This is a genomic window from Clostridium frigidicarnis, assembly GCF_900111985.1.
Taxonomy (GTDB): Bacteria; Bacillota; Clostridia; order Clostridiales; family Clostridiaceae; genus Clostridium_Z; species Clostridium_Z frigidicarnis.
The window spans coordinates 1-26,185 of sequence record NZ_FOKI01000033.1 but is presented as its reverse complement, the minus strand read 5'-3'; the positions used below and the strand labels follow the sequence as shown (position 1 = coordinate 26,185).

Below are 26,185 nucleotides of genomic sequence, written 5' to 3'. Positions count from 1 at the left end.
TGCATTAATTTAAAATAATAATCACTATCACTTACTTTATGTAAGTATATTACCATAATTCATTATATAAAATTAAGTTACTAAATATATTTTTTTATTTACTTTCTTCTTAAAAATACTTAAAATAGATTAAAGTAGGGCAAGATTCACAAGATATTGATAGAAGGTGAGAAAATGGATAATTCAAAATTATGTCCTAAGTTTGAAATAGCTTTCAGCTTACTGGGCAAAAAATGGACTGGATTAATTTTAAAGGTTTTAATGAATGGACCTAAAAGATTTTCAGATATAAAATTAGTCATTCCAGAACTAAGTGATAAAATGTTAACTGAACGTTTTAAGGAGTTAGAACTTAATGGTATTGTTAAAAGAAATGTCTATGCTGAAACCCCTGTACGCATAGAATACGAACTCACTGAAAAAGGTAATGATTTAGAAAAAGTTATGGACAGCATTCAAAATTGGGCGTCTAAATGGATAGATTAACTTATAAAAGCTATGCATACTACTAATAAGATGCATAGCTTTCATTTATGTCTTGTAAATACAATTTTACTATTTATTTCATAGATGAGAATTCAAAGCCCTCTGATTTTAAATATGCAATTACTTCTGGAAGAGCTTCCAAAGTATTTTTTTTCTGTCTAGAATCATGCATAAGTATAACTAATTTTTCTTTGTCCTTACTTGTTTTTTTAAGATATCTTAAAAGTTCACTTGTATTTTTATTTCTGTTTCCCTCTTCATCCCCTGTTAATGCATTCCAATCTACACTATACATATCCTTTTCTTTAAGCTTCTCTATAAGCCTATCTATATTTTTATCCTTCTTATGTCTTCTAGTCATTTCACCATTAGGCATTCGTACAAGTCTAGTTGAAAAATCACTACCTGCAGCTTCTTTAATTAAATTATTAGTCTCTTCTACCTCTTTAAGAAATAACTCTACATTAGTATTTTCATTGGGATAAAGTTTACTATAACTATGTGAACAAGTGTGATTGCCAATGGAATGTCCCTCTTCTAGAGCCCTTTTTATAAGTATTTTAGAATCACTTTGGTCTTTAATGTTACTTCCACATACAAAGAAAGTGGCTTTTATGTTATTTTCTTTAAGAATATCTAAAATCTTAGGTGTTATCTTGTTTGATGGTCCATCATCAAAAGTTAAAAACACAATTTTTTTTCCATCATTTTCACTTCTTCTATGAAGTATATCCTGAACTACACTTACATCAGTACCTTGGTTTTTTAACACCACTTTACTTTCTTCACTTGTATTATTTTCATCTTCATTGATATTTTCTTTAGCACATGGCAAAAGAACAATTACATTCGTGATAATAAATACAATTGCTAATACCATAATTAAACGTTTTTTCATTATCTATCCCTTCTTCATTAAACATATTTTATCCCATAACCGTCTTTCCTAATAACCGCACAAAATTCAGTTGTTCTAGATGCGTTAATCTAGTCCACCATATCCCAAATAAATTATAACTTTTTTTATTGTTACCTATATATATTTCTTTATACCCACCATAGAATAAAAGTGACTACATCATTTTTAAATTAAAGACTAAATTATTAGTTTTTATCAACAAAGTAAAGAAAAACTTCCTTAACCCTATCTCCTTATAATTTATTTTTCTCTAGATTACTACTGTTTTGCCTTATTTTCGTATCAACTTAATCTAAGATTAGTTTAATATAGATTAAACCTAAATATAGAAATAGAAATTCATAAAAGTGTATGAGTACAAGTATTAGTAAAATATCTAGGGAACATTAATAATTCTTACTATAAAAAAACATTGATGGCGTGAATATTTCCAATTTGTTCAAAGAAAAACAAGTTATTGGAATTTAGCCATCAATGTTTTTTATAACTTAGAATGATATATGTAGTCAGCTAGCTTGTGTTGCTTATACCCATACATTTTTATTATTGTTATGATAATATACAATTTAAAATTATAAATTTAATAAAGCTTATCTTTTTGTAATATATGATTTACTAACCAATTAACTATAAAATTCATAATTTCCAACAAATATTTGTCTTGGTTACAGTCAATTTTTCCCAAATCTACATTTTTGATTTTTTGGACAAATTCTTCATGTTCAATTTTATGTGTGAAAAACTTTTTATATCCTATTTGTTTCATATATTCTTCTTCATCATTAAAATGAAAAACTGTATAATCTTCTAGTTCTTTAAGTATTTCCACAATTTTATCATATTTATCAGTGTAAAAATCATTATTTAAAACTTCATGAACCTTATTTGCTATTTCAAATAAATGCTTGTGTTGTTCATCTATTTTTTCTACTCCCACTGAATACTCATCTTTCCACTTAATCATTACTATGTCCCCCTTGTTGTTCTTTTATATTAATTGTTAAACGTTCTTATAACATGCTGTATCTTTACCTTGAAAATTTTTTAAACATATTAAAAAATTACGACTCTTAACATTACTATTTTACTAAATAATATATTTATTGTTAAGTTTTTTATTGCTGAAACCATTATGTAAACTTACCTTTACAAATATAAGACCCTCTAAGTTCTGATTTTTCCCTCGGGTATTACCTCTAAAAATATGTTTGTTACAACAATATACTAACTTATATTTCATGTATTCTAATGAAGGAATTGCATGTAATGCTACTATTGATGGATGCAAACTTGGAAATAATGGTCAGTGGATTAAATAATCTTAAAAATTAAATTTTTATAGACTAAAAACTCTAATTCTAGATTATCTCTAAAGTTAGAGTTTTTAATTTTTCAATGGTTCATATTATATAAATATATAATATTTCATAAGTATTAAATTATAATTGTATAACCATTACTTCTTCATCCCACATTATCTCCCCTGTTGATTCAAATCCAACACTTTTATATAAATTTTTAGCGATAATATTTTCAGGATCAACACTTAAATAAAACTTTATATTTCCCAGTTTGTTTTTTATCACTTTTAATATTTCCACAAGCGCTGTTTTCCCATATCCTTTATGCTGATATTTCTTATCAATCATAAATCTGCAGAGCTCCCATCTACCAGTTTCCATTTCAAAATCATACATTAAAAATCCAATCATAGTTTCATCATCATAAATACAAGTTGGATATAACTTGTCCTCAAATTTTGATTGTAATATTGAATACCAATTTGCAGATACAAAATTTCTTTGTTCTTCATTAACCTTTAAGTCAATGCATTCTTCCCAATTATTTTTTTCAACTTCTTTAAATATAATACTCATTTTTCATCTCTCCATTCCAAGAAAATTTATTTGGCAAAATTCCATATATTTCTAATATATCATGCAAGTATAATTGATACATATTTTTAATAATATTTGACTTACTTTTATCTGCTAATACTACATTTATACTAAAGCCTTCTTATTTTATCTACCATCTTAATTTTTCCATCACAATAAACTTAAAAACATCCTCTTCAACAAATTCATCACACTTACTAAAACTAAGTTTATTAAATAGTTTTAATGCTGGTATATTATTTTCTCCTGTTTCTATATATATTCTATCTATATCCATATTACCAAATATGTAATTAATAGCAGTTCTTACAGCAATAAAAGCAATACCTTTGTTCCAATACCTCTTATCCCCTAACATAATCCCCATTTCTCCTTGCCTCATTAACTCATCTATGCTAAAAAAGTTAACAAATCCTATAGGAACATCTTCAATGTTGGTTATAATAAAATACTTATATTTTCTGTCTTCTATATTTTCATTCATTACTTCTTCGTCAAATCTTGTGCAATAATTATGACATTCTTGAACTAATTCTTTTGAGTTTCTAGGAATGGGTTTGGGATCATACTTATTTAATTCTTTATCTATAGACCAAGAGAATAAATTTATAATATCTTCCTTACAAATATCTCTTATACTAATTTCATCATTTTTATAGTAAATCATCATTTCCTCTCCTTATATAATATAAATCATTCTAATTCAACTAATTTCTTAACTTAGAACATAGTTAACCTATCTTAAATTCAATAAACAAATGAATTTAGTAAAATACTTCTAATCCTTTAGATGAATTCTTTTAATCTTTTGTATAAAGTAATATAGTATTTTCAATTGACCTCTATGTGAATCTAAGAATCACTTCATATAATTTTGAATAATTTAAAACTTTATAGAGTAAATATTTCAAATTGCAATATATTCCAGCATAATTATATCATTTATTTGAATATTTTGTATATGTTTCAATAGGCATTGTAATTTTTCTTTAACACTATAAATTTATCAAATAATTATTTAAATTTACAATATTAAAATATATCAAATTATATTATGTGAAATAAAATAAAATAATTTGATATATTTTTATTTATTTTCTATTAAAAGTTAAGATGATTTTTCATAGAATTTTATTGCTGCCTAATTATAAATTCTAACTTTTTACAATATATTACTAATTTTCAGCATAAATCATAATAAATTACCTCAAAATAGAAATTAAATTCATAAAATTTAATTTTTTTGTAGATTTTATAACATAAATAGTGGTAAAATTTACTTAGGTGATAAAAATGAAAAATAAGTCAAAAAATGAAATAAGTATAATGGAAAAATTGTCAGAAATAATTACATTAAAAATAAACAGTTATTTAAATAAGGAAGGTTTAGAATTAAAAAAAATGAAATTAGGTTTTGAAATTTTATTAATCAATATTTCTAAATTTTTTATAATATTTTTAATATCAACAAAATTCAATCTATTAAAGGAATCATTACTTATGACATTTGTTTTTGCAAGTGTTAGAAGAAGTGCCTTTGGTCTCCATGCAAAAAGTAGTATAATATGTACTCTTACTTGTATAACATTGTTTGTCTTTGGCGCTCACCTAAGTTATTATTTAAACTTTAATAATTATATTGTTATTAGTATATTTACACTAGTAAACATATTGTTATATAAATATGCTCCAGGAGATACTGAATACCATCCATTATTAGGGGAAAAGTTAAGATATAAATTAAAAAAGGATTCTGTTGTAACTGGTATAGTATGGATGGTACTAGCATTAATAGTACCTAATAATGTAATAAAAACCCTAATTACTTTATCTACAGTTTTTGAAGTGATAACCATATTACCAATAACATATAAAATATTAAACAGGGGGTATCGAAACTATGAAAAATATGAAAGAGAACTTATTTAACAAACTAGGTGAAAAATTAGCAGTAAATTTAGGAGAGGCCTCAATAAAATTAAGTGAAAAAGCTATGGGAAAATGTTTTATTGGTGCAATTTATGAACCTAAGGTTCCAATTGAAATGTTAAAAGAAAATATAGATAAATAGCAACCATTTAATAAGGACTTTATTAGTCCTTATTTTTTTGAAAATTATTAAGTTATAAATTTACAAATAAGTAATAATTCTAAAATCAAACTCTTGAAACAAGCTTTTTTATCAGATAGATTATGTGATATAATGTAGAAAAATAAGGTTATAGTATAGGAGGATTGTATATGGAGTACTTTATTGGTACATTACTCACCACTATATTTATATACATATCATTAATAAATTTAATTTGCCTTAAATTTGATAAAAAAGAACTATTGGCAGTAATACTTTTAACTCAATTAATAGGGCTTCCATTTTATATTAAATTACGATTTCTATCAATAATTCCAATAAATATTATTGCCATGATTTTTTTGTACAAAAAATATAGAAATGTAATAATCAGTATAATAGTTCCCTTGGCTTCTACTCTAATAAGTGTACTTGGAGATTATATATTAAGTTATATTAAAATCTATGTTCTAAAAATAAATCCTGATCCAGGTTACCTAGGATCTTATATGTATACAGTAAGTGTTGTTAGTGATTTCTTAATAATATTTATGATAAGTAAGTTAATAGGACGTCTAATAAATAGAAAAGTAAAAATATTTAGCATAGATTTTAAAATAAAGTTTGGATTCTTAATCGTTATGAGTTTTTTATTAACCCTTATTATATTTTATGCAAATATAATTTTAGGAAATGATAACGGATTCTCTAATGAAGTTATAGAATTAAATGGGTTACTATTCTTCGTTTATTTCACGCTTTTAATGTCAATAATGTATATATTAGTTATGATTATTACTAAGGAATTAAAAATAAAAAATAGACAAAGTCAATTTGAAAGCTTACAAGAATATACAATAAAATTAGAGGCTCTTTATATGGATATGAGAACTTTTAGGCATGATTACATAAATATCCTTTCATCAATGGGTGGATATATAGAAAGTAAAGATATAGATGGACTTTCAGTTTTTTTCAATAATAATATTATGCCTTTAAGTAAGGGAATTGAATCTAATAACTTTAGAATAGGCCTTTTAAAAAATATAAAATTACCGGAAGTAAAAGGTATAATGTCTTCTAAGATTATAAGCGCTCAGGAATTAGGCATTGATGTATTTATTGATATTATGGAACCTATAGAAAAAATAAACATGGATATTATAGATTTATGTAGATCCTTAGGTATTTTAATTGATAATGCTATTGAAGCGGCTTTAAATTGTAGACAACCCTCTCTTAAAATTGCTTTTATAAATAAGAATAACTCAGTTCTTATTTCCATAATAAATAGTTATTCTGAGGATTTACCTCCTATATATAAAATATTTCAAAAAGGGTTTTCTACCAAAGGAGAAAATCGTGGATTAGGTCTTAGTAATTTGAAAAAAATCATTGAAAATCATAATAATGTTATCTTAGATACATTTATAGAAGATGATGAATTCATTCAAAATATTGAAATATCACTTACATAACAAAAGGGGAGATACTATTGCTAAAAGTATTTATTTGTGAAGATAACAATGAACAAAGAGAGAGATTTAACAAACTAATTGAAAATATCATAACCATTGAAAATTTTGATATGGCAATAGCCTTATCTACAGAAAATCCTAATGCTGTTATAGACTATCTAAAGAATAATACAGGATCAGGTTTATATTTTTTAGATGTAGATTTAAAATCTAATATAAATGGTATACATTTAGCAGAAAAAATACGTGAGTATGACCCTCGAGGTTTTATTGTATTTATAACCACCCATGCAGAAATGAGTTATCTTACTTTCATGTATAAAGTAGAAGCCATGGATTATATTATAAAAGATAACTACAATAATATAAAAGAAAGAGTACATCAATGTATTCTAAATGCCAATAGCAAATACTCACTAAAGGTAACAGATATTCAAAAAAATTTTACTATTAAAGTTAATGATAAGTTTATAAATATTGAATATAATAAAATTTTATTTTTTGAAACTTCCAAAACTACACATAAAATAATAATACATGCTATAGATAGGCAAGTAGAATTTTATGCACGTATGAAAGAAGTTGAGGACAAGCTTGATAATAATAGCTTTTATAGATGTCATAAATCATTTATAGTGAATAAAGATAAGATAAAAGAAATAGATACAAAAAATAGAATTGCTTATATGATAAATGGAGAAGAATGTCTAATTTCAACTAGAGCAATAAAAGGACTAATAGAATAATTATTTAATAAGGCACATGAAAGAAAATAACAAGTCAAATATACTAGCATACTGACTTGTTATTTTTTTGAATGTGCCTAAGATAAACTTTATACCATATTATTTTTCTAACAATATAGTATAAAGTTATTTTTAATCACACAAAATTATAGATATTATTTATTATGATAAGTTTTAGTTTAAAAATATAATCCTGTATCCTAATCTAACAATGGCTTTATAATAATAATTTCACCCTTTATCCCATCAAGCTCTACTTTATGTCCATCCTTTAATAAAGTGCATGCATCCTTAACATTATAAATACATGGAATGTTCAATTCTCTTAATATAATTCCTAAATGTTCAAAAGGAGATCCTTGTTCAACTATTACTCCTGTTACTTTATCTAGTACAGGAAAAATATCACCACACCGTGTATAAGGTATTACCAGTATACTATTTTCTTTAATTAATTCAGGCATGCCAATACATACTTTCCCCTTAACCTTTTTTCTCAAACCTGATATTCCTCTTAACACATCAAAATTACAATTATCTAAATCAACATTTTTATTATCCGATTCATCATTATCTGCTCTACATGCTTTCAATGGTTCTTTTCCTATATATTCAGGTGGAAGTAATTTCTTTTAATTTTCATATTCAGCTTTTCTTTCCTCAACTAAAGAAATAAAATCTGAATTATATAATAAACCTTTCTTAATTTCGTCAAACTTTAAAAAATATATATCTTCTTTTTTATTAATTATTTTATTGTTCTTCAAAATTTCTGAAGCAGCAGTTATAGCTAAGCTTAAATATGCATTTGATTTTCGTTCAAAGTAATAATGATGATTATCTCTTGATAGATATGATATTTCAGCTAACTTTAATTTTATTAAAAACTCTTCACCTTTAGCTTTATCAAGTTTCTTTAGAAATAAAGTTTTAACCCTTTCCTTATTTTCTTGACTTTTTTTAATGGAATCAAAATATACCTTTTGTTCAATTCCAATAAATCCTTTAATATACTTTAAAACTCTTGCTGGCTTCTCCATTATAGTAGGTTCTATGAAAGAACTTATTATATCACATTCAAGATGTGTTGTTCCATAGTCTTTTATATAATCATTCATTACTTTTAAAAACTTACCTGCATCTGGAATAGTTTTTAAATGTTCATAAATAATTTCATTATACCTGGTTTTTTCAAATAAACTTTTAATTTTATTATTTGAATTAATAAATTCAGCCATTAACATGTAATACTCTCTTTCTTTAGTTAAAAAACTTTTATTAAATACTAAGTCATAAAAATCTTGCTGACTTAATTCTTTAATAATATATTTGCAATAAATTTCAAACTCTTTTACATATTCACATGCGTATGTAGATTTCAAATGATTTTCTGAAGTAAACTCCATGTATTTTAAGCTTTTTTCTAAAAAATCACTTACACTTTCCTGAGATTTATCTTCCTCTACATATGAATCAAGCTCATTAGCCATCTCAAATAGACTTGGAAAAATAATATCTTGAAAAATATTCTTTTCTTCTTTAGTTATTTGGTTTAATTGAGCTCTAAATTTTTTCTGCCTCTCTTCATTGTTTAGCATTTCCATATTCCTATAATATGAATACCCATTTTGTATAATAAAATCCATGTATCTACTTTCATCCCCTACATCATATGCATCCTTATTTAATGCCTGTACTTCCCTTTTGCTAATCTCGTTCATTAGTGGAAATAATGGCTCATTATTTTCACAATACCATGTGTAATTATCATCACCTGTTTTACACCAACTTATAGGAAATTCTCTTATTTTAAATGTAGTAATTGGTCTTGTCTGAAGAATGTAAATTATATTTTTATTTATAGTCCATTCAATATCTACTTTCTGTTTCATAAATTTTTCTATATTCAAAGTAATTTCATACAATTTTTTAATATTTTCTAATGATATTGTCTTATGATTATCTTGAACCTTACTTTCTACTATTGAACCATCTTTTTTATATATAGAAAAAAAGTTTGAATCAGTTTTCCCGCTAACAAAACCATCACAAATACCCTTAGCCACATTGATATGCATATAATCCTCTTTCATATCAATTGTGTCAACAGAAAAATTCACACCAGAATATTCTCCAATTATAAACTCTTGTACCACTACTCCCATTTTTAAAGATTCAATATCTAAGTTATTATTAATAACATATGCTACTACCTTATCATTAAACGCTGAAGCATAACATTTTTTTATAAATCTTAATATATCTTTAAATGAATTTAGGTCTATAAATGAACTAAACATTCCTGCCATACTATGTTCTTTATTATCTTCACATGATGCAGAAGACCTAACCACATACTTTGTATTTAATTTATTTTTATTGATATTATTAACTAATTCTTTCACCTTATTTTCTATACCTATGGGAAATTTTCCATTAATAATTTTCTCACTCATCTCTTCACTTCTAGCCAAACATTCCTCAAGTGAAAAAGGTATCTTATTATATCTCATGTATTCCATAAAAACTTCATTAGATATGGCAAACCCCTCAGGAACCTTAAATCCATTAGATTTTAGTTCACCCAAAGCACTTGCCTTCTGACCATACTTTCCTTTATCCTTAAATGACAATTCACTTATTGTTTTAAACACTTTATTCTCCCCCATCTTAGGCACATGAAAGAAAATAACAAGTCAAAGATGCCATGTATATTTCGTGCTAAACAAGGAAGTTATATTAGTTCATATTATAGGCTATTAGCTAATATTACTGACGCAGTATGGCACGAAATAGACTAGCATACTGACTTATTATTTTTTTGAATGTGCCTTATATCAAAAGTATCAATCCACTTTCACCAACATCAAAAATCTATTTTGTTTTTCACGTTACTTTTCTATATATCCTCCTCACAAATAATCCAATATTTTTTGTAATACCATAAAAGTTTTAAATATTATAAAAGCCTTGTAATATTTAAAACTTTATCATCTTCTTTATAAATACATATTTATAATTTATATCCAATCAAAAGTAATAAATCCCCCCTTAAAAATCTTGCGTATAACACACTGATTTATTATTTAATACTGTCCTAACACACCTTTTCTTTTTGCTAGTTTGCTACAGTAATTAAATATCAATAATCCTATTCCAAAATATATAATAGAATTTCCAATCATCAATCCATAGTCAAACATTGAAAATCCAGCAAAAGACGTACCTTCTAACATAGTTGAAAAGATCATTTTACTAGATGGTCTAAATGGGATTAAAATAGATGTGATTTTGCCAAAACTATTAGGTAGTGGAAGAAGTAATACTATTAGAAAATATTGAACTATATTTAATATAGATTGTATTTTTTTAAATATAAGGGCCAATCCTCCAAAGATAAGTCCTATGCCTAATATACTGAATATACCAATAAATATCGGAATTAAAATAGAGAATATTTTTATATGAATCCAATACCCAGTTGTATACATTATAATGAAAAGAAGGACAAGTGATATTAATAAATTCATAAATAAATTGCAGATACTTCTAACAATTAATATATTATGAAGTCCTAAGTTAGACATGCTTAGTTGCTCTAGTGTACCTCTACTGGCATCATTTATTATACTATAGGATGTATCTGAGTAGGCTGACACCATAATTGTCCACACAAAATATCCAACTACGAATCCTTCTAAAGTGTTACCTAAATTAAATGCCGATACATTCATACTATTGCCAAAAATTTTAATACCTAAAAACATTGAAATAAATAATGCGTAAAAGCTTAAAATATCTGAAATCGTGTTAAATTTGTATCTTATTAATTCTATTATAGATTTCTCCATAGATACTTTAAATAGATAGTAAACTTTCCTCAATTACTTTCCCTCCCCACTAGTAAGATTTAGATAAACCCGCTCAAAGTCAATATCCTTTTGCTTTATCTCCTTAATCAAAATGTCTTTTACCTTTAATTTTTCTATAATGGTATATATATCATTTAAATCAAATATATCTATTTCTATTTGGGAATCGTGGTCAGTAAAGTAAAAATCATATCTTAAACTTGATAAATAAATCTTGTTTTCTCTTGAAAGATTTTGTGATAAGACAATTTCATAGGTCATGGTCTTAAACATATTTAAAAGTTTTTCCACACTATCTTTTGCAACTATTTTCCCTTTGTTTAATATAATAGCATCATTACATACATCTTCAACTAAATTCATATTATGAGTACTTAATAATACAGTTTTATTCATATCAGAAGCTATATCTCCTAATACATTCTTTATATCCATAAAACTTTGAATATCTAGTCCAAGGGTAGGTTCATCTAACAATACAATATCTGTATCACATATTAAAGTCATAGCTATTGCAACTTTCTGTTGCATTCCTCTTGATAAATTATTGACCATTACATTCTTTTTATCTGTTAAATTAAATCTATCTAAAAGTACATCTATATCATGTTCTATCTTACTACCACCTAACCCCCTTATACCTGCAAAGTAACGCAAATTTTCTCTTGGAGTCAATCTCCAATAAAGATTTCGAGTGCCCTCAAATAGTGCTGATATATGGTTTACAGCTTTTTTATTATCTTTTCTTAATAAATTAATTGTTCCTTTATCAGGAATTATTAAATTACATATGCTTTTAATAGTTGTGGTTTTACCTGAACCATTAGGTCCAAGTATTCCACATATTTTCCCCTTTTCTATTGAAAAAGAAATATCATCTACAGCTTTAACCTTTCCATAACTCTTAACTAAATTCTTAACTTCTATAGCTTTCAAACTAACGCCTCCTTATTTTTTTATTCTTCACATATGTAGTTACATATTTTTACATTAGTTTGAAACCGAGTTTATTCACTTAATTAATTATTTCTTCCATTCGCTTTTTAGTAAACCATATATATATTCATCTTCAAATTTATTCTTTTTATAAACAGCTTGTCTTATAATACCTTCTTTTACAAATCCCATCTTTTCAAACATTTTTATTGAACGCTCATTGAACGCGTATACTTCTGCTCCAATTCTATTCATACCTAATTCTTTAAAGCAATATCTTACAATCTCATTTAAAACTTCTTTTCCATAACCTTTTCCCCATTGATCTTTCTCCCCTATTGTTATTCCAAATTTGCAGCTTTTGTTATAATTATCAATAAAAGCTATCATACAAAGACCAATTAATGAATCGTTTTCTTTTTTGTGAATACCAAAACGTATAATACTATCATCATCATTTTTAATAATTCTCTCAATGTATTTTTTAGTATTTTCAATGGGTATTGGTTCAAAGTCTTCTGGGCCGTCATCATCATAATATGATAAAATGGAATCATTATTCCACCTATTCATCTTCTCCAGATTTTCTAAAGTGTGAAATTTTAATAATAATCTTTTTGTTTCTAACATTTTATTTCCCCCTAGCCTTATATTTTTAGTTCTGAGTTCTTCTATTAATCTATATACCTATATACAATACATAAATTTTATTTGTTATTTTAATTCTTTACATATAGTTGACTCAGTGAATTCTGAATTTTATCATTTTCTTATCCTTTTTCTGATATCTGAAAATATATCTATATTTTCTTTTATTAAATGCCTTAGAATAAGCTACATATAATCCATATTTACTTATAAAAAATGCTAATTGTATTATACACCTTTTACATATACTTTTTTTGTAATATTCTGTATTATCAGTTTATCTTTATATGATGGTTTCCCTTCTAGACTAACTCATCTAACGTTCATGTGGTTGAACTAACACCACTAAATGAAAATTCATTCTATTATAGAAAAGTCCACTATATTCAATTAATTAATTTTCTTATACTTTCTAATTTTATTATATAAAAAAAGTGATTCTCTAGTTAGTTAGAAAAATCACCTTTTCACCATGACAAATGTAATATTATCATAACAGAATGTCTCACCACCTACACTCTATAAAAAAATAAAAGTACTAACTACTATTTAAGGTAATTAATACTTTCAAAATTGCACTATATTTAATTTAAAATCATAATTCTACTAATGTTCTTTCATATAACTCTTCTTGAATTTTTTTAATTTAATTTGTCCATATCCTGATATCCCAATAGCCAAAGTAAAAATAGATAATACTGCTGATAAATATCTTTCTTCCTTATAAAGGTTTTTTATTTTTAAATATATATTTTTACTAGTATCAAATAAATTAACTAGTACATATTTAAACTAGATAAACACATAAAATTATTTTTAATATTTTGTATATTAAAAATATTATCACTACTCCACATTAACATTCTTACCTACTTCAATATCTACCACTTTTTCTTTTATAACCTTAAATCCTAAACCTAATATCATTCCCAATACTGCTGGCAGTACCCACCCTAAACCTTTTTCATAGAGAGGTAACCTACTTAATAAATTTGTAACAACACCTAATTTTACGCCTACTTGATCTAATGCCTCAACAACACTTATAACTCCTGTAAACAATATAGTTAAGGAATACACTATTGAACTTTCTTTAAATAAGCTATCTAACATTGCAAGTACTATAAGCATTATTGATATTGGATAAATTGCATTTACTACTGGTACTGATATTGCAAGAATCTTTGTTAATCCCATATTAGCAAGAACCATACTAGAAATAGATAGTATTCTTACCCAATTTTTATACGATATTTTATTTGTTAATGTTCCAAAGTATTGACTACATGAAGTTATAAGACCAACACTAGTTGTCAAGCAAGCTAGAGTAAATATAAGTGCTAATAATAAAGCCCCTGGTTTTCCAAATATGTAGCTTGTAACATTTGTTAAAGTCTGTGCTCCATTTTCAGCTATTCCAAATTTTCCACTACTAGTTGCTCCTAAATGTGCAAGCATTGAATAAATAAGCACTAGTAAACTTCCCGCTATTACTCCAGCTTTTATTGATGTTGAAACTACTACTTTTTCATCTTTAATTCCTCTAGATTTTATTGCCAATGCAATAACTATTCCAAAGTTTAAAGCTGCTATTGTGTCCATTGTTAAATATCCATCTAAAAATCCTTTAGCAAATGGTGACGTTAAATATTCTCCTGTTGCTATACTATAGTTACCTAATGGTTTAAATAAAGATCCTAGAAACATTGTCAAAATTAAAACTAACAAACTTGGTGTTAAAACCTTCCCCATACGATCAACTAACTTGGCTGGAGATAGTGAAAGCCAATAAGCCACACTAAAAAATACAAATGTATATGCTAATAATGCTAAGCTTTTTGATATACTCTGTGGTAAATATGGTGATACTGCCATTTCAAAAGGTAAACTACCTGCTCTTGGAATTCCTAAACAGGGTCCTATTGATAAATATATTAAAACTGTAAAAACTACTGCAAACACTGGATTAACTCTTTTAGCTAAATTGGTTAATCCACCAGATTTAGCAACTGCTACTACTCCTAAAACTGGAAATCCTACTGCTGTTATAAAAAAGGCTCCCATTGCCATCCAAGTTTTTTCACCTGCTGATTGACCTAAGAATGGAGGAAATATCAAATTTCCTGCTCCAAAGAATAGTGAAAAAAGCATTAATCCTATAAATAACAAATCTTTTTTTGATAATTTTTTCATTTTAAATGTCCCCCTTGTTCATATTTTGCAATTAAAATACATAATGATTTTTTAAACATTCCTTTTGTTTACTAATAATACCATCTTCATTGTCCATACTATCGCCACCTTTACATATAAATACATAAAAAAAACCGTCCCTTGAAAAAACAAGGGACGGGAATAAACCGCGTTACCACCCTAATTCTATAAAATAGCTTATAACAAATAAACCTTTTATAGCACTTAGTTACGTACCTATCAATACGCTTATCTTTTAACGGTGAAAGACTCCGTCAAAGCTTACAAAAATTAAGTTCAGCTTTGCTTCTCAGAGATGATTTTCGGTATATCTTGAACATTGGCTTACAGCAAAATGCCAACTCTCTGTGGAACAAAAATAATACCTACTTTTTCTCTTCATAGAATTTATTTTAATTATTGTTTATTATAATATACCCATATTCATTTCATGTCAAGACTTATTTTTCAAAATTTTAAATCAAATTAAAATTTACTTAATCTTCTAACATCCACTTTTCTTCTTAACTATATGTTTTTTTTAATAATTTAGCATTTTTACTACAATAAACTCTGTTATTAAATAAATCAACTAATACAACTTTAACCTGGCTAAATCCATGAAAATAAAACTTATAATACTTTGTGTATTTAAATTTCCCAAGCAATTTTAATGTGTTTTCTTTTAGTAGATTGTCACTTATCATTACTAATGTTATTACACTACTTCTATGCTCAGAATGTGGTTTTACCAAGTCTTTAGTAAGTTTTTTACCATAATCACAAAAGTTTTCAAATATACTATTGTCAATTTTTTCAAATGTTTTTACTAAACAATACTCATTAATTTCAAACCTATCTATAATATCCTTTTGAGTTATAAATGTTCTACCTGCCTCTTCATAATAATGGGCAACTAAATCTATATTCTCCCCTAAAACATTTTTATTCTTATATATCTTAAAGTAATTTTCATACTTCTTTTCTAATTTATTTAAATATTCTTTCTTATTCATTAAATCCCCCATTTTTAAGATAGAACAGAGGGCAACCTCCCCTTTTCCATTGCCCTCAATTTAGCTTATATTTCTATGCTGTTTTTGATTTTCTATTTCTTATTAATTGATTATATGCCTCTCTTAACAATAAAGCCGCAACTATTAATAATAACAAGCCTAAAATTCCTAGCACTATACTTCCACCTGTAAACAGATTTTGATATATTAAAATTACTAATGCTGTTATTGTTACAATAAACATAAATACCATTGGTATTAAAGCCACGGCATATTTTCTTCCTATTTTTAACAGCCACGCACTTAATGCTAGCAATGCTAATGCCGCTAACAATTGATTTGCAGCACCAAATATTGGCCATATTTTATTATATCCGTATAATGTAAGTCCACCTGACACTGCTATCGTAATCAATGTTGCAAACCATTTATTTGTGCATATCTCTTTAACCTTCCCTTTAGATTCTGAGAAGGTTTCTTGGAAAATATATCTTCCAATTCTTGTTGCTGAATCTAAACTTGTTAAAGCAAATGCTGAAAATGTTAATAATATAAATACTCTACCAATTTCAATTGGCACTCCAAAGCTATTCATAAAATTAGCTATACCATTTGCAAAGACTGTAGCTGGTGCTCCCTCTGATTTAGCAAATGCACCTACTGCAATTAATGCAACTACTGCAACTATTCCTTCTATCAACATAGCTCCATATCCTATAAGTTTTGCATCACCTTCCTTGTTTATTTGCTTAGAAGATGTACCTGAACCTATTAATGAATGGAATCCTGACACTGCACCACAAGCAACTGTTACAAATAAAAATGGGAACAATGTTTCCCCACTAGAATTTATAAATCCTTGAAATGCAGGTATTTGCATATTCGGTTTGCTAAATAAAATTCCTACAATTCCCAAAACCAACATAGAATAAAGTAAAAATGAGCATAGATAATCTCTTGGTTGTAATAATATCCAAACTGGCAATATAGATGCTGCCGCTATATAAATTATTAACACTACCATCCATAAACCCTTAGACAATTTTATTACTGGAAATATATATCCTATCCATATGCATAAAAATAGCGCTGTTACCCCTATTACTGTAGATGAGCCTACACTTTTTCCCTTTTTATTTACAAAGAATCCAAAACAAACAGCTAATATTATAAATAACATTGATGCTGTACCAGCTTGTGCCCCTGCTAAATTAGTTGGATCTTGTGCATTATAAGCAAATGAACCTGCACATATATCTGTAAATGCAGCAACAACTAATGTCAATGTTGCCCATGCAAAAATGTTGAAAAGTAATTTTCCTTTTTTACCTAGTGTTTTGTGTATTATTTCTCCAATGCTTTTTCCATCATGTCTTATTGATGCAAATAATGCTCCAAAATCATGAACCCCACCAACAAAAATACTTCCCAAAAGTATCCATAGATAAACTGGTAACCACCCAAAAACAGATGCAACAATCGGTCCTGTTATAGGTCCTGCCCCTGCAATTGATGAAAAGTGATGCCCAAGTAAAATTCTTGCATCTGCTGGAACATAGTCTACATTGTCAAATTTAGTATGTGCAGGTGTTTCTCTCTTTAAATCTATCCCCCACTTTTTGGCTAGCCATGAACCATATGTCAAATATGCAACAATAAAAATCACCACGGCTCCTACTAATAATACTATAGCACTCATATAACATTACCCCCTTCAATAAATTTACTTTATGTGTTTTCCACCTCATTAATAAATATATTTAACATTAAGGAGAATATGATTATAGAAACTATATTAAATTATAATTAGTACTATACAAATCTATGTAAGTCACAAAACAATTGCATGAAAAACTTAAGTAGATTAATTTTTACATAAACACTTTTATTTCCTTAAACAAAAAAATTAGCTTACTATAAAATAAGCTAATTTAAAAACTCCTCTATAATTGGTAGTTTATCATCTTTATAAATTGTCTATATTAATTAAATAAGCCATAGAAGTATGCCCTTACTAATTTTTGCTTTCAACATTATTAATTTATTTAATAGCTATGACCTGAATAAAGATTAGTTCTATTTTGCATCTTGTGGTGATGGATACTTACGAACTATAGAAATTTCCACTCTTCTATTTTTTGCTCTACCTTCCTCTGTAACATTATCAAATTTAGGCATATACTCTCCATAAGCTTGGATTGATAACTTATTTGCTGGAATTCCACCTGCATTACTGAGAAAATTCATTACATTTATAGCACGGATTGCACTTAAATCCCAGTTAGAACGGAATTTTGAGTTACTAATAGGCTGATTATCTGTATGTCCTGTAACCTTAACATTATTATCTAATCCATTAAGCATTTTAGAAATTTGCGTTAATAATGGTGATACCTGTTTTAATACCTCTGCATCACCTGAATTGAACAGCACCACATCTTGTATGTCAATTTCTAGACCGTTATCATCAAGTCCTACTTTAACCTTGTCAGCATATCCGTTATTTTCAATTTCCTTGTCCAACTTTGCCTTAATTTCATTCATCTTTTCATCTTCAATTGCACTATTACTAGGAGTAAGTGAAACACCAGCATTATCTACTGAAGCACTTCCACTTCCGCCTCTTTCTAGCACAGTACTTCCTCCCATAAAAATAGAATTAAACTCCTGACTTGCTCTTGCCATTTTTTCTGTATCTACCTTACTCATGGCAAACATAACAATAAAGAGTGCTAAGAGAAGTGTAAGCATATCTGCATAAGGAATAAGCCATGTTTCATCAACATGCTCTTCATGATGTTCTTTTTTCTTCTTCATTCTTATTCTCCTTTAAGTTATCTTTCAGCAGTTTCTGCCTCTATTGTTATTCTTTCATCTGGTTCTAGCATACCTATAAGTTTTTCTTGAATACTCTTTGGGTTCGCCCCTGCTTGAATAGCTAAAATACCTTCAAGTATAAGATACATAGAACCTATTTCTTGATGAGATTTTCTTTTAAGTCTAGATGCAAAAGGATGGCATACTACATATCCAAAGAAAATACCATAAAGAGTTGCTACGAATGCTCCAGCTATCATATGCCCAAGTTTTTCAATATCATTTAAATTTCCAAGTGCACCAATCAGCCCAACAACCGCTCCTAAAACTCCAAGGGTTGGTGCAGCGCCCCCTGCAGTTGTAAAAATCATAGCACCAAGACGGTGTCTTTCTTCCATACCATCAATTTCTATCTCTAGGATTTCTCTTATAGTATCTGGTTCTGTACCGTCAACTACCATTCCCAGACCTTTTTTCATGAATTTGTTTGGTATACTTTCTATGGCCTTTTCAAGTGACAATAAGCCATTCTTTCTAGATGTTTTTGACATTTCTACAATTTGCATTATAATAGACCCTTTATCTTCTTTTTGCTTTTCTTTAAAAAGCGCTCCCAAAATTTTAGGTATCTTAAGAAATTCATTCTTTGGGAAAGAATTCATTACTGCTGCCGTAGTTCCTATAAGAATTATAATGGCTGCAGCAGGATTCAATAATACTGCAACATTTGCCCCCTTTACCATCATCCCTATGACAACTGCTAAAAGCCCCGTTATAACACCTATGACTAGAAAAATATCCATTTTTTATCCTCCCCGATCTTTTGTATCTTTTTTATTATTGAAAATATAGAAAACTAAATTTAAAATAGCATTCCATTCCCTTCAATTTAGCACATGGTTTTTACACTTTTATGTTATATTCGAACAAATTACAGAAACATCTTATCGACTACTTACCAACCTCCGCATACACATTCATTTATCATATTACTTATATCTTTGTAATTTATAACCCTTTGTAATTTTGAATTTAGTTAATGATAATACTTCTTTTACCACTCTCTATCCTTACAAAAATATACAAAACATCTTTTTGTATATCACTCACCTTTTTTTGCAAAACGCTTGAAATAACTTATTGTGAGATTTTCCAAAACACTATATATGTAACTTCAAAAAAACTCATATTAATATATTCGATTAAACTGCTATACTCTTTATACTATATGAGCTTTTAGTTTCTCCATATTTACATACTTTTTCTAAAAACATCAAAGAATTTAAATAGGATTCAATTTTAGAAATAATATTTTCTTAGACAAAAATACGAATCTTAATATATTAGCTTTTTAGATGTCCCTCCTTGACGCATAATAAGAGCACCCGTTAAACGAGTGCTCTTATTATGTAAAATTCACACTAAATTATAATTAATGCTATTTAATAATCATAAAATTACTTTCATTTTCTATTTTATTACTTTATCTCAAACTTTTCTTTTACTTTTTCAGGTAAATCTTCTTGCTTCACTTCTTCCCAGCTCATTGCTTCACCATCATTTTTTAATTTGACACATAAATAAGCATCTTTACGTAATTTTTTACGCTCACTTAATTTAATCTCTTTAGCATTACCCTTTTTATCATATCCAGTTAAATTATAGTCATAAAAAGTTTCCCCATCTTTCTTATTTTCAGTTGAATCTGATATTTGTACATAACACTTAGATGTATTTAAGTTATTATAGAGATTATCATATACCTCTTTTCCTGCACATCCTGCTAACACAACTGAAAAAGTGAAAATAAGTAATACTGCTGACAAATATTTCTTCATCTTTATTCCTCCCTAGTTAAATATTAAAACTTATATATTGCTTTTACTTGTTAATCTAAGTATAAGGAGTTTTTAAGATTAAATACATTTAATTGTCTTACATTTTTATATAATAAATATTACATTTTCGTAAGTTAGATTCTAAGTTTCACTTCCATCCATAATTGATCCATATATTTAAAAAGTTTTCATGTTATTTTCTCTCATGTGCCTTATTGCATTTTCTAATAAGATTAATATTTACTCTTTCAGGAGGTTCTCCTGCAGCTTTACCCCTTACAGTAATCTCTTCTACAGGAATATTCATCTCTCTTGATATTATAGCTTTTATTCTTGGTCTACAGAAATTACCCTGACAAAACCCCATTCCTGCCCTTGTACGTCTTTTTATAGCATCTGTAGATTTTATTGGAATTCCTCTGTGCATTGCATCTATTATTTCTGCTTCTGTTACACTTTCACATCTACATATTATGTTTTTCTTTGGATCTTCGTCATCTATCTTTCCACTAAAAGACTTATCCTTTTTAATAATTATAGGTTTTCTATAAGGATTAAATTTTTCATTTTTAATTAACTCTAATCCAGATTCTTTAATAATCTCAACTATTCTTTCAGCTATAGCTGGAGAAGATGTAAGTCCCGGAGAATCTATACCTGCTGCATTTATAAATCCCTTAACCTTACTTTCTCCTATTACAAAATCTCCTGTATTACTAACTGCTCTTACTCCTGCAAAAGTAGTTAAAGATTTTCTTACATCAAAATCTTGTATGGATTTTCTAGCTGTTTCTATTATATATCCAATACTTTCTATGTCTGTTCCTATATTTTCTTTATTATCTATGTCTTCAGCATCAGGCCCTATCATAAAATTGCCGTGATAAGTAGTAGTAACTAATATACCCTTACCTTTTTCTGTAGGAACTTGGAATATAACTCTATTTACAAGATAACCTTGATCTTTTGTAGAAAGTACATACTGTCCCCTTCTTGGTAATATCTTGAAATCGTTTATTCCCACCATACTAGCTATTTTATCACTATATAGTCCAGCAGCATTTATAATATACTTACTCTCTATTTGTCCATTATTAGTATTTATTTCAAAGGTACTCTGTTTTTTCTCTATGCCTAATACCTTTGTTTCTAATTTTAAATCTACTCCATTTTCTATTGCATTTTCAGCAAGTGCTATAGTCATCTCATAAGGAGAAGCTACTCCAACACTTCTAGCATGTAATGCAACAGTAACATCTTTGTTTATATGAGGTTCTAATTCCTTTATTTTATCCCCATATATTATCTCTAAATCATTACACCCTACCTTTATACCGTTTTCATATAATCCTTTTATTCTCTTTTCATCTTCTTCATTGAAACCTATTACTAATGCACCTGGATTTCTATATCCAAAGTTAAGCTCTTTTTCAAGCTCACCGTACATACTGTTTCCTTTTATACACAATTCACCTTTTAAAGTTCCATATTTAGCTACATATCCACCATGAACAATACCACTATTTGCCTTTGAGGCTCCTGTTGCAACATCTTCCTCTTTTTCTATAAGACATACATTTAAATTATATTTTGATAACTCTCTAGCAATAGCTGTTCCAACTACTCCTGCACCTATAATACTTACATCATACATAATCTCACCCTCTTAATTTTATATTTAAATTCAGCATTCTCGATAATTAATATCTTTTAATATTTTTTATTATTGACTTAATACTATTTTACAACTTAAATCAAAAAAATAAAAGTATAATTTATAATATTTTAAAGAGATCTATGCTTATTCTCATTATTATACTTTCCAATTTTAATTGCAAAAAAGCACTCAACCTACATAAGATTGAATGCTTTTTGTCCGATGTTTACTTAAATATTTAATTCAATACTTGCTGAACTCTACCGACTATTCCACTCTCAAGCATAACTTTAATGCCACGTGGGTGAATATGTGAGTTTGTAAGAATCCTTTTAACAACACCTTCTGTTAATTTTCCTGAACGCTGATCTTGTTTTTGAACAACCATGACTTTTGTACCAGGCTTTATATTTTCTCGTTTAGTTCCATCCATGTTAGTTTCCTCTTTCTTTGCTTATAAATATAGCATAACTACATATGCCTTAAATAACTATATACCTTTAAACTGAATATCACAACAAATAAAACACTACTTGGTGATTAGCTATCTAAAATTCTTACAAAGTTATCCTTCAACTTTTTCTGTATCTTTTCTTAAATCAGAATTTAAATTAATGGACTTAAATTCTTCATTTGTAGGTAACACCATTTCAAAATCAGTTTTATCTTCAATTGTAATCTTTGCTTCTTTAATATCTACTTCTAACATATGACCCCCCTTAGTTTTATCATGTGATAAGAAATGAAGGTGCCATCCTGGCATATTTAGACCCTCTACATATATAGGGCACCATACTCCAACAAAATATCCTTTACAATTTTCATATGTATATTCTGTTTGACTTGATACTAATTGAGGTAATGTTTTATATGGTTTTTCCTGCTTATAAAAACTACGAACTTTAACGGAATTTAATGTTACTTCTGCTTTTAATACATAAAATACATTTTTATTTTTATAATCCTCATTAATAACTCTATTAAGATTTTCTTTTAGATGCTCAAAGTTAATTATATTTTGAAAAGAATAATCTTTTGCATTGTCACTTATGTTGTACATTACAGCAAAAGCAGATTTTTCATCTTTGCCATATTCTTGTATACTTCCATTTCCTTTTCCGTTATACACTTTTCCATCTAATGCAATCAGTTCGCCATCTAACCCTTCAAAGGTTCCAATGCCATAACTTCCTTTAGCTAAAAGTTCACCTACAGTTGTAACCCCTTGAAAGTTTCCTAGGATCAAAGCATTTAAAGTAGATGCTTGATATAATTTATTCATTTTTATTTTCCCCCCCACACTCTAAAGTCAATTAAATTCACTTTAGATAAAACTTATTTTTCATTCTCTAAAATTTCTAACTTAACTTTATCATTAGTTATTTCAAGAAATACATATAATCTAAAATCAATTTCTTTTAATTCATCAATTATAAGCTTATACTCACTATCTAAATACTGTCTTGCAAAAACTGTATCAAAATCTCTCATATTCATAAATGTTAAATGTATTTTATCATAGCTAAAATATTCTTGGAAAATAGGTATTAACTCATCCTCTAAATCAAATTCATCCATTACATCATTTCTTTTTTTCATTAGAACTAATATATCAATATCACTACTATTTTCTCTCCAATATTCAGTGCCGTAACTTCCAAATATAGCAAGGGATATTATATTATCTATCACTTTTATTTGTAAGTCTTTTAATTTTTTCACAAAATACACCTCACTTTTAATTTTCATTTAAAATTCTTTAATCCAATTATTCTATTGTGAACTTTTTAACTTTTTCTCTTCTCTTTAAACTACCTAATTTGTTAGTTTTATTATATCCTACTTCATATAAATGTTAAACAAAAGCTAGTACTTTTTCAATCTTAAATCTTATTATATTATCTACAGGCATAATAAAAAATCCCCTCAAACTATCAGTGAACTGCACCCTGTCAAGTAGACAGTGGAAATAATAAAAACTACTTAAGCGGCTAAAGCCCTAAATTCCAATGGGCTTAGGCCGTTTAATCTTTTTTGAAGTCTTTTAGTATTATAGAAGATAATATATTCATTGATTGCATTAGTCAGTTCTTCATATGTATGATATTTATGCAAATAGTACCTTTCACATTTAAGAGTACCCCAAAAAGCCTCCATTGGTCCATTGTCAATACATTTGCCCACACGTGACATACTTTGTGTCATTTGAGCTTCATCTAGCTTACGCTTAAAACCATAAGATGTATATTGAAAACCACGATCGCTATGAAGCATAGGGCTTGCGCCCGGATTAGCCGATAAGGCTAGGTCTAAGTTACTAAAAACAAGATCATTATTGTTAGAATGGTCAAGAACATATGCGACAATAGAGTTGTCATATAGATCAAAAATGGCACTTAAATAGGCCTTCTGAGAGTTACCGTATTTTAACTCAGTAACATCAGTAAGCCACTTCTGATTCAGCCTATCGGCTGAAAACGTACGATTTAGTAAATTTTCTGCTACCTGCTGCGGAGCAGACTTGACATAACGTTTCTTCTTTCTGCGAATTACAGATTGTAACGATGCCAGTCTCATAAGTCGATAGATGCGTTTATGGTTAAAGTTTTTATTTAGCCTATGATTTAAGTTCAAAGTCATTCTTCGATAACCATAGATACCATCTACTTCATCATAGATTTTAACAATTTCTGCAGTTAACATCGTGTTTTCAGTCTCTTGAACGCTTTTTTCACGCTTTGTCCACTTATAGTATGAAGAGCGTGGAATCATTGCTATTTCGCATAATAAAGATACAGAGAACTTCTCTTTTTCATGGAGCATTGAAATTGCAATATACTTATTTTCTTGTCTTATACGGCTTAATACCGCCTCCTTTCTAGTCCCTCCAATTTTTTTAGGAATGCATTCTCCGCCCTTAATTTTTCATTTTCAGCCTCAAGCCTTTTCATTTCAAGTTTTATTTTCTCTTCGGGTGTAAGCTCAGTTTCATTCTTCTTACCACGTCTATCCTGAAGTGCATTTTCTCCACCAAATTCATATTTTTTAACCCATTGATATACTTGCTGATAAGAAACATTATGCGTCTCAGCAGTATGCTGATAGTTATTTTTATGATCAATACAGTACTGTACAATTTCAATTCTTTCTCTAAAAGACGTACTTCTTCCTTTTGCCATAGATTTTCTCATTCCTTTCGGTATTGCCGTTACTTCTCTATGACTATTATAATTGTTTATCCATCTTTTCAACACTGATTTATCTGTTAATCCATATTTATTCACAAGTTCTCTTTGTGAATATTTTCCAGATAGATATTCAAGAACAACTTGTTCCTTTAGTTCTCTTGAATATTTCTTGTAAGTTTTTGACTCTCTCAATCCATCTACTCCATACTTCTCGTAGTTGTATCTCCACTTATAAAAAGCATAGGTACTAATACTGTAATTAATGCAGAGTTCTTGTATTGAGCTAGTTCCACTCTCATAATCCATTAAAATTTCGTACTTTTCCTCTGCTGTATATTTAGTTCTTCCGGACAAAAAAATACTCCCCTTTCCAGCAACAGATTTTTATTTTTTAATCTGTCTACTTTAAGGGGAGCATATCA

25 protein-coding genes and 1 other annotated feature are annotated in these 26,185 nt (G+C 27.8%); of the genes, 5 read left to right on the top strand and 20 right to left on the bottom strand.

The window, feature by feature from the left end:
- Positions 1-174 precede the first annotated feature (174 nt).
- Positions 175-486, top strand: coding sequence for a winged helix-turn-helix transcriptional regulator (locus BM119_RS15405; RefSeq protein WP_090042624.1), 312 nt, complete (start codon positions 175-177; stop codon positions 484-486).
- A gap of 73 nt (positions 487-559) precedes the next feature.
- Here BM119_RS15405 and BM119_RS15400 read toward each other — a convergent pair whose 3' ends face one another.
- From BM119_RS15400 to BM119_RS15385, 4 genes are all read right to left on the bottom strand, one after another.
- A complete protein-coding gene (locus BM119_RS15400) occupies positions 560-1,384 on the bottom strand; it encodes a polysaccharide deacetylase family protein (protein WP_090042623.1) in 825 nt (274 codons plus the stop codon).
- 601 nt (positions 1,385-1,985) lie between these two features.
- Complete coding sequence (locus tag BM119_RS15395) at positions 1,986-2,369, bottom strand: bacteriohemerythrin (RefSeq protein WP_090042622.1); 384 nt, start codon at positions 2,367-2,369, stop codon at positions 1,986-1,988.
- A gap of 475 nt (positions 2,370-2,844) precedes the next feature.
- Positions 2,845-3,282, bottom strand: a complete 438-nt coding sequence (locus BM119_RS15390; protein WP_090042621.1) for a GNAT family N-acetyltransferase — start codon at positions 3,280-3,282, stop codon at positions 2,845-2,847.
- Between the two features lie 151 nt (positions 3,283-3,433).
- Positions 3,434-3,970: a GNAT family N-acetyltransferase gene (locus BM119_RS15385; protein ID WP_090042620.1), complete on the bottom strand. Its 537-nt coding sequence runs from the start codon at positions 3,968-3,970 to the stop codon at positions 3,434-3,436.
- A 626-nt stretch (positions 3,971-4,596) separates the two neighbouring features.
- On the opposite strand from BM119_RS15385, the gene BM119_RS15380 reads away from it, so the two are divergent.
- The 4 genes from BM119_RS15380 (at position 4,597) to BM119_RS15365 (ending at position 7,598) form a co-directional block, all read left to right on the top strand.
- Positions 4,597-5,232, top strand: coding sequence for an accessory gene regulator B family protein (locus tag BM119_RS15380; RefSeq protein WP_090042619.1), 636 nt, complete (start codon positions 4,597-4,599; stop codon positions 5,230-5,232).
- Complete coding sequence (locus BM119_RS15375) at positions 5,204-5,374, top strand: cyclic lactone autoinducer peptide (protein WP_090042618.1); 171 nt, start codon at positions 5,204-5,206, stop codon at positions 5,372-5,374. Before BM119_RS15380 ends, BM119_RS15375 begins: the two co-directional genes overlap by 29 nt.
- Before the next feature lie 170 nt (positions 5,375-5,544).
- Entirely contained in the window at positions 5,545-6,852 is a 1,308-nt protein-coding gene (locus tag BM119_RS15370) for a sensor histidine kinase (protein WP_090042617.1), read from the top strand.
- Positions 6,853-6,869: 17 nt separating this feature from the next.
- Entirely contained in the window at positions 6,870-7,598 is a 729-nt protein-coding gene (locus BM119_RS15365) for a LytR/AlgR family response regulator transcription factor (RefSeq protein WP_090042616.1), read from the top strand.
- Positions 7,599-7,798: 200 nt separating this feature from the next.
- Here BM119_RS15365 and BM119_RS15360 read toward each other — a convergent pair whose 3' ends face one another.
- The 16 genes from BM119_RS15360 to BM119_RS20615 all read right to left on the bottom strand — a co-directional run bounded on the left by BM119_RS15360 (position 7,799) and on the right by BM119_RS20615 (position 26,069).
- Positions 7,799-8,191, bottom strand: a complete 393-nt coding sequence (locus tag BM119_RS15360) for a PEP-utilizing enzyme (protein ID WP_090042615.1) — start codon at positions 8,189-8,191, stop codon at positions 7,799-7,801.
- Positions 8,192-8,230: 39 nt separating this feature from the next.
- Entirely contained in the window at positions 8,231-10,252 is a 2,022-nt protein-coding gene (locus BM119_RS15355) for a PEP/pyruvate-binding domain-containing protein (RefSeq protein WP_177199452.1), read from the bottom strand.
- A gap of 432 nt (positions 10,253-10,684) precedes the next feature.
- Positions 10,685-11,482, bottom strand: a complete 798-nt coding sequence (locus BM119_RS15350) for a hypothetical protein (protein WP_090042613.1) — start codon at positions 11,480-11,482, stop codon at positions 10,685-10,687.
- Positions 11,483-12,406: an ABC transporter ATP-binding protein gene (locus BM119_RS15345; RefSeq protein WP_090042612.1), complete on the bottom strand. Its 924-nt coding sequence runs from the start codon at positions 12,404-12,406 to the stop codon at positions 11,483-11,485.
- A gap of 87 nt (positions 12,407-12,493) precedes the next feature.
- Positions 12,494-13,036 carry a GNAT family N-acetyltransferase gene (locus tag BM119_RS15340; protein WP_090042611.1) on the bottom strand — a complete coding sequence of 181 codons (543 nt, stop codon included), beginning with the start codon at positions 13,034-13,036 and terminating at the stop codon, positions 12,494-12,496.
- A gap of 864 nt (positions 13,037-13,900) precedes the next feature.
- A complete protein-coding gene (gene brnQ, locus BM119_RS15335) occupies positions 13,901-15,247 on the bottom strand; it encodes a branched-chain amino acid transport system II carrier protein (protein WP_090042610.1) in 1,347 nt (448 codons plus the stop codon).
- Positions 15,248-15,396: 149 nt separating this feature from the next.
- Positions 15,397-15,659: a binding site (T-box leader), on the bottom strand.
- A 112-nt stretch (positions 15,660-15,771) separates the two neighbouring features.
- Positions 15,772-16,263 carry a DUF8052 family protein gene (locus BM119_RS15330; RefSeq protein ID WP_090042609.1) on the bottom strand — a complete coding sequence of 164 codons (492 nt, stop codon included), beginning with the start codon at positions 16,261-16,263 and terminating at the stop codon, positions 15,772-15,774.
- A gap of 73 nt (positions 16,264-16,336) precedes the next feature.
- Positions 16,337-17,962, bottom strand: a complete 1,626-nt coding sequence (locus BM119_RS15325; protein WP_090042608.1) for a carbon starvation CstA family protein — start codon at positions 17,960-17,962, stop codon at positions 16,337-16,339.
- 377 nt (positions 17,963-18,339) lie between these two features.
- Entirely contained in the window at positions 18,340-19,080 is a 741-nt protein-coding gene (locus tag BM119_RS15320) for an OmpA/MotB family protein (protein WP_090042607.1), read from the bottom strand.
- A 17-nt stretch (positions 19,081-19,097) separates the two neighbouring features.
- Complete coding sequence (motA, locus tag BM119_RS15315; RefSeq protein WP_090042606.1) at positions 19,098-19,883, bottom strand: flagellar motor stator protein MotA; 786 nt, start codon at positions 19,881-19,883, stop codon at positions 19,098-19,100.
- A gap of 675 nt (positions 19,884-20,558) precedes the next feature.
- Positions 20,559-20,918 carry a YxeA family protein gene (locus BM119_RS15310; RefSeq protein WP_090042605.1) on the bottom strand — a complete coding sequence of 120 codons (360 nt, stop codon included), beginning with the start codon at positions 20,916-20,918 and terminating at the stop codon, positions 20,559-20,561.
- 193 nt (positions 20,919-21,111) lie between these two features.
- A complete protein-coding gene (locus BM119_RS15305) occupies positions 21,112-22,572 on the bottom strand; it encodes an NAD(P)/FAD-dependent oxidoreductase (RefSeq protein WP_090042604.1) in 1,461 nt (486 codons plus the stop codon).
- Between the two features lie 241 nt (positions 22,573-22,813).
- Positions 22,814-23,008 (bottom strand): YwbE family protein, encoded by a 195-nt coding sequence (locus tag BM119_RS15300; protein WP_090042603.1) that lies wholly within the window; start codon positions 23,006-23,008, stop codon positions 22,814-22,816.
- A 132-nt stretch (positions 23,009-23,140) separates the two neighbouring features.
- Positions 23,141-23,857 (bottom strand): acetolactate decarboxylase, encoded by a 717-nt coding sequence (gene budA / locus BM119_RS15295; RefSeq protein ID WP_090042602.1) that lies wholly within the window; start codon positions 23,855-23,857, stop codon positions 23,141-23,143.
- Positions 23,858-23,910: 53 nt separating this feature from the next.
- The gene (locus BM119_RS15290; protein WP_242948445.1) at positions 23,911-24,297 is read right to left on the bottom strand and encodes a nucleotidyltransferase domain-containing protein; all 387 of its coding nucleotides are present in this window, start codon (positions 24,295-24,297) and stop codon (positions 23,911-23,913) included.
- Between the two features lie 261 nt (positions 24,298-24,558).
- A protein-coding gene (locus BM119_RS20615) for an IS3 family transposase (RefSeq protein ID WP_423231001.1) occupies positions 24,559-26,069 on the bottom strand; the annotation gives its coding sequence in 2 pieces (ribosomal slippage) (positions 24,559-25,457 and positions 25,457-26,069; 1,512 coding nt in all).
- Positions 26,070-26,185: the final 116 nt, after the last annotated feature.